At 73.1% G+C, this 6,309-nt stretch carries 3 protein-coding genes and 1 pseudogene; 2 read left to right on the top strand and 2 right to left on the bottom strand.

Annotated elements, in window-relative coordinates:
- Nucleotides 1-712: 712 nt before the first annotated feature.
- Together ABZ641_RS22900 and ABZ641_RS22895 are read left to right on the top strand one after the other, a co-directional pair.
- Complete coding sequence (locus tag ABZ641_RS22900; protein ID WP_359984421.1) at nucleotides 713-3,742, top strand: carbohydrate binding domain-containing protein; 3,030 nt, start codon at nucleotides 713-715, stop codon at nucleotides 3,740-3,742.
- Between the two features lie 129 nt (nucleotides 3,743-3,871).
- Complete coding sequence (locus ABZ641_RS22895; protein WP_359984419.1) at nucleotides 3,872-4,987, top strand: LacI family DNA-binding transcriptional regulator; 1,116 nt, start codon at nucleotides 3,872-3,874, stop codon at nucleotides 4,985-4,987.
- Nucleotides 4,988-5,080: 93 nt separating this feature from the next.
- Here the strand turns inward: ABZ641_RS22895 and ABZ641_RS22890 are convergent, their stop codons facing one another.
- Together ABZ641_RS22890 and ABZ641_RS22885 are read right to left on the bottom strand one after the other, a co-directional pair.
- Nucleotides 5,081-5,779: a hypothetical protein gene (locus tag ABZ641_RS22890; RefSeq protein ID WP_359984416.1), complete on the bottom strand. Its 699-nt coding sequence runs from the start codon at nucleotides 5,777-5,779 to the stop codon at nucleotides 5,081-5,083.
- Between the two features lie 29 nt (nucleotides 5,780-5,808).
- Nucleotides 5,809-6,309 (bottom strand): annotated as a pseudogene (locus ABZ641_RS22885) (hypothetical protein); the annotation flags it as partial.

The raw sequence follows: 6,309 nt of genomic DNA, 5'->3' as shown, positions 1-6,309 counted from the left end.
CCTCCGGCGGCTCGGGCGGCGCACGGCGCGGGAAGCCCCGCGGCCGCTGACGGCACGGGCCGGCCGCCCGATGGTGCGTGGTGGGGGAACGGGCGCCTCCCGGTCGGGGTGCGGGTGTGACGGGTGACGGGTGCGGGTGGTGGGGGCCCGCGGCCCGCCGGGCGTGGGGGAGACCGGCGGGCGGGCGGCCGGCAGGGGTGGTGCCGGTCGCTGAGGACAATGCCGTGGCGGCAAAGGGCGGGTCAAGGTGTTCGCCGGGGAAATCTGAAAGTTTCTGCAAGACATTTCTTCCTGAATCGGGTCAGAGACCGTTCTGGCTCGATTCAGAAATCCGACGGCAGGTCAGAACGGTTGCGCCGTGCGTCCGGACCGCTGCGGTGAGGGTTTACAGAGGGGTTGCCGCTCGGTAATCTCCTGATGCTTCTTGCAGTGAATTGCGCAAGGAGCGGCGGCCACGGTGGAGCGGCCGCCCACCGCGGCCTCCCGCCCGGGGAGCCGGCGCATCCGCCGGCTCGGGGAGCCGCACGCAGACGCCCGGCCGCCGGCCCCCTGCCCGCGCCGCCGCACCGTCCCGCACGACCCCGCACCACCCACCCACCTGTTCCTGCCGCTCCGGCAGCCCCGTGTCTCCGTCCCCCACGCTGCTCCCGTGTCCCCGGGTGCGGTGGAGCCGGGTTCCCCCCTGCCTGCGGCACTACCCGAGGGGTTCACTGTGACATCGCGATCACGCCACCGGCGGCGGCCCACGGCCGTCGCCCTGACCGCGGCGGCCGGTCTCTCGGCCACACTGCTGTCCACGGCGCCACTGGGCGGCGCGGCGAACGCGGCCACCACCGGGGCCACGGCCTCCAACACGGCGACCGTCTTCTACTACACCAAGACCCGCAACTGGTCGGCGTACAACCTGCACTGGGCCCCGGACGGCGGCAGCTGGACAACCGTGCCGGGCGTCGCCATGGAGGCGGCCTGCACCGACTGGGTCAAGAAGACGGTCGACCTCGGCTCCGCCACCGGGCTGCAGGCCACCTTCAACAACGGCTCCGGCACCTGGGACAACAACGGCGGCCGCAACTACGCCCTGGGCACCGGCTCGATCACCGTCAAGGACGGCGTGATCGCCCACAGCGACCCGTGCGCGGGCGGCGGCACCGACCCCTCGCCCGGTCCGTCCCCCACCGGCACCACCTCGACGGTCTACTACTCCACCGCGGTGGTCGGCTGGAGCACCGTCAACCTGCACTACGCACCGGCCGGCGGCGCCTGGACGACCGTGCCCGGCATCGGCATGGACGCCGCCTGCACCGGCTGGTTCAAGAAGACGGTCTCGCTGGGCTCCGCCTCGACGATGGCCGCGACCTTCAACAACGGCAACGGCACCTGGGACAACAACAACGGCGCCAACTACGTCGTCCCGTCCGGCACGGTGACGGTGCAGAACGGCAAGGTCACCGCGAACGCCGCCGACCCGTGCGCCGCCGTGGTGCCGGACACCACGGCGCCGACCGTGCCGGGCAACGTCGCGGCCACCGCCACCAACACCTCGATCGTCCTCACCTGGGACCCGTCCACCGACGACAAGGCGGTGACGGGCTACCAGGTCACCCGCACCGGAGGCACCCAGGGCACCGTCGTGGTGAACACCGGCTCCACGGTGTACTCGGACACCGGCCTGGACGCCAACACCGTCTACACCTACACCGTCAAGGCGCAGGACGCGGCCGGGAACGTCTCCGCGGCCTCCGCTGCGGCCGTGGCCACCACCGGTACCGCCCCGCCGCAGCCCGCCAACGGCGAGATGATCGGCACCGACCCGCGCAAGGACCCGATCTACTTCGTCCTCACCGCGCGCTTCAACGACGGCGACAGCAGCAACAACCGCGGCGGCAGCCAGGACGTGAAGTCCGGCAACGCGGCCAACAACGACCCGATGTTCCGCGGCGACTTCAAGGGCCTCGTCCAGAAGCTCGACTACGTCAAGGGCCTCGGCTTCTCGGCGATCTGGATCACCCCGGTCGTCCTCAACCGCTCCGACTACGACTACCACGGCTACCACGGCTGGGACTTCTACAAGGTCGACCCGCGTCTGGAGTCCGCCGGCGCCTCGTACCAGGACCTGATCAACGCCGCGCACGCCAAGGGCATCAAGATCTACCAGGACGTGGTCTACAACCACAGCTCCCGGTGGGGCGCCAAGGGCCTGTTCGTGCCGGCCGTGTACGGCGTCCGGGACTCCCAGTGGTCCTGGTACTACGACGAGAAGCAGACCGGCTTCGAGTACGACGGCCTGACGATCGACCCGAAGACCGGCAAGTCCTGGTACAACGGCGACCTGTGGTCGACCGAGCAGCCCGCCGGCTCCACCTGCGTCGGCTGGGGCACGCCCACCCAGTACAAGAGCGCCGAGGGCTACACCATCTACAACTGCCAGTGGCCGTCGCCGACTTCGGGGATGTTCCCGTCGAAGTACTACCACCAGTGCTGGATCGGCAACTGGGAGGGCGAGGACTCGCGCTCCTGCTGGCTGCACGAGGACCTCGCGGACTTCAACACCGAGAGCCCCGAGGTGCAGAACTACCTGATCGGCGCCTACGACAAGTACATCGACATGGGCGTGGACGGCTTCCGGGTCGACACCGCCGTGCACGTGCCGCGGGTCACCTGGAACCGCCGCTTCCTGCCCGCGATCCAGCAGCGGGTCACCCAGGACTGGGGCCCGGCGAAGGCGCAGAACTTCTTCGTCTTCGGCGAGGTCGGCGCGTTCGTCAACGACAAGTGGAACCGCGGCTCGGTGAATCACTCCGCCCAGTTCTTCACCTGGAAGGAGCGCAAGGACTACACCGCCGACGACGTGCAGGCCGCCCTCGACCAGTACAACTACGAGGAGCAGCTCGGCACCGGCAACCAGCCCACCTCCACCAACGCCTTCCTCAACGGCAACGCGTACCACACCCCGGACCGCTCGCAGTTCTCCGGCATGAACGTCATCGACATGCGGATGCACATGAACTTCGGGGACGCCCGCAACGCCTACTACAACGGCAAGGACTCGGACGACAGCTACAACGACGCCACCTACAACGTGGTGTACGTGGACAGCCACGACTTCGGCCCGAACAAGTCCAGCACCCGGTACGCGGGCGGCACCGACGCCTGGGCCGAGAACATGGCCCTGATGTGGACCTTCCGCGGCATCCCGACGCTGTACTACGGCTCGGAGATCGAGTTCCAGGCCGGCAAGCAGATCGACTGCGGCCCCTCCTGCCCGCTCGCCACCACCGGCCGCGCCTACTACGGCGACAAGATCGCCGGCACGGTCACGGCGAGCGACTACTCGGTGGTCTCCGGCGCCACCGGTGCCGTCGCCACCACCCTGCAGCAGCCGCTGGTCAAGCAGCTGCAGCGGCTCAACCAGATCCGCCGGGCGATCCCCGCCCTGCAGACGGGCCAGTACTCCACCGACGGCATCAGCGGCGGCGGCATGAACTTCAAGCGCCGCTACACCGACACCGCCACCGGCGTGGACAGCTTCGCCCTGGTCGCCGTCACCGACGGCGCCACCTACGGCGGGATCCCCAACGGCACCTACAAGGACGCCGTCACCGGTGACGTGAAGACCGTCACCAACGGCACCCTGACGGTCGCCGCGCCCGGCAAGGGCAACCTGCGGGTCTACGTGCTCGACCTCGGCGGCAAGAACGCCGCCCCGGGCAAGATCGGCACCGACGGCCCGTACCTGAAGTAGCACACCCGGAACGCCGGCGGGCGGGGCCCTCCCCGTCCGCCGGCACCCGCGGGGGCGGACCGGACGGCGCGGCCCGACCGGACGGCGGGGCACGGGCGGACACGGGGGAGAGAGGGAGAGGGCACCACCATGCCCGGAGGGAGAACCGGCGGCGGACGGGGCAAACCGACCGCCGGGGACGTGGCGGCCGCGGCGGGATACTCCCGCACCGCGGTCTCCTTCGCGTTCAACAGCCCGGACCAGCTGTCCCGGGCGACCCGCGAGCGCATCCTCGCCGTCGCCGAGGAACTCGGCTACCGGCCCAGCCCGCTCGCCCGGATGCTGCGCGCCGGGCAGACCCGCGCCCTCGGCGTGCTGCTGCCGCAGGGCCTCGCGGCGATCCTGCGCAACCCCTACTACACCGAATTCCTGCGCGGCGTCGGCGAGGTGTGCGACCGCGAGGGGTACACCCTGCTGCTCACCCCGCCGCTGCGGGAATCCATGCTCGAAGCGATCCCGTACGCCGCCGTGGACGGCTTCGTGGTCTGCGGACTGGAGACCGACCGCGGCGAGGTCGCCGAACTCGCCCGCCACCAGACCCCGGTGGTGCTGGTCGACGGCGACCCGCAGTCCGACGCACCCGGCGTGGACGTCGACGACCGGCGCGGTACCCGGGAGGCCGTCCGCCACCTGGTCGGGCTCGGCCACCGCCGGATCGCCGTGCTCTCCTTCGACCCCGGGCCGGACGCCGCCGTCCGCGGCTACCGCGGCCCGCTCGCCCGCCGCCTCGCCGGCCTCGCCGACGGGCTCGCCGAGGCGGGCCGCACCATGGCGGACGTCGAGCTGGCCGAGGTGCCGATCAGCCGCGCCGACGGCGAACGCACCGTCCGGCGGTGGATGGCCGGGCCCGAGCCGCCGACCGCGATCCTGGCGCTCTCCGACATCCTGGCCTTCGGCGCCCTGGAGGCGCTGCGCGACCTCGGCGTGGACGTACCCGGCGAGGTGTCGGTGGTGGGCTTCGACGACCTCGCCGAGGCCGCCCGGACGAGGCCCGCCCTGACCACCGTCCGGCAGGACACCGAGGCCAAGGGCCGGACGGCCGCCGGGGCGCTGCTCGCGGCGATCCGCGGCGAGCAGCAGCCGGTGCGCCGGCTGCTGCCCACCCGGCTGGTCGTCCGGGCCTCGACCGCGCCGCCCCCGCCGCCCGGACGGCGGGCCGAGGCAGCGGCGCGGAACCGCGGTGACGGCCCGTCGGACGAGCCTTAGGGCGTGTCTTCAGAGGTGCACCCCAGCGCCCCCGGGGTGCACCCTCGTACGCCTTTGAAGACACGTGCCCGGGTGCGCGGGGGACGGCGGCTCCTAGTCGTTGCCCGGCCAGCCGTCGAGCATCCGGTGCACCGTCACCCCGGGCCGTTCGGCCAGGCTGCGGTTCGACGGGGCGGCCGGGGCGGCGGGCTGCGCGGCGACGGCGGCCTGCAGGATGTCGGTGATCTCGGCGACCTTCGCGTCGACGGTGGCCTTCAGCTGCGCCGGGTCCTGGGTCCGTGCGGCCGAGCGCACGGCCTTCTCGACCGCCGCCAGTTTGCGCAGCGCGTCCTGGCCGAGCCGGACGGGCTGCGGGGTGTTGATGACGAACTGGTAGGCGCCGGCCACGGCCTGGCAGCCGGCGCAGTGCACGGTGGTCGCCTTGCTGTTGTTGTCGGCGTCGACGTGCACGTCGCTGCCGCCGGTGGTGACGATCTGGAAGGAGAGGGCGACGGCGCGGCAGTGCTGCCCCTCGCTGCAGTACCGGGCGGTGGCGAGCGCCCGGTTGTCGACGTCGACCCCGACCGTCCGGCCGAACTGGCGGATCTCGAAGGCGACCTCGGTGTCGCGGGTGTGCACCGGGCTCGCAATGCTGACGGCGTGGGTCCGCTCGTAGCGGACCTGGCTGGCGTCCGCGGTGGCGGCGGCCGGTCCGACCAGCAGGACGGCGGCGGCCACCGCGGGCACGAGCGGCCCCGAGCGGAGGAGGCGGCCGAGCCGGCGGGTCGGGGTGCTGCGGTGCGATCGGTTCACGAGGTGCTCCAGGCGGTTCGAGGGGTGGCTCAGGGGGCGGGGGAGGAAGCGGGCGACGAGACGGGCGAGGAGGCAGGGCCGGCGGTCGCCGAGGCTTCGCCGGATGCCGGTCCGTCGGCCGGGGCCGACGGGGTCGGCGAGGGGGCCGGGGCCGTGCTGGCCGCCGCGGTGGCCGTGCCGCGCGGTGCGGCGGCCGGCGCGGTGGCGGCGGGGGTGGTCCGGCCGGCCCGAGGCCGGGCGGGTGCCGGACTCGGCCGGCCGCGATTCGGGGCGGCGGCCGTGGAGCCGTCCGTCGTCGAGGAGGCGGCGGGGGACGGGCGGGCGAGTGCCGCGGAGGGGGTGACCGAGAGTTCGGTCCGGAGCGCCGGGCCGGGGGCCGGTGCCCGGGCGGGCGGCGGCCGCGGGGCGAGCGGGGCCGGTGCGGCCCGGTGCCCCCAGGCGAGGGCGAGGGCCGCGCCGGTGCAGGCCGCGGCCGTCAGCAGCAGCACCGCCCGGCCCCGCGGGGTGAAGCGGGCGCGGGCGGCGGCGCG

This window comes from Kitasatospora sp. NPDC007106, from assembly GCF_040634455.1.
Classification (GTDB): Bacteria; Actinomycetota; Actinomycetes; order Streptomycetales; family Streptomycetaceae; genus Kitasatospora; species Kitasatospora arboriphila.
Note: the sequence above shows the minus strand (reverse complement) of the source record. Positions and strands in the feature narration are given on the sequence as shown.

What these genes read in the sequence shown, in the direction of transcription:
- ABZ641_RS22895 (WP_359984419.1), top strand. Translation starts at nt 3,872, where the DNA reads ATGCCCGGAGGGAGAACCGGCGGCGGACGGGGCAAACCGACCGCCGGG.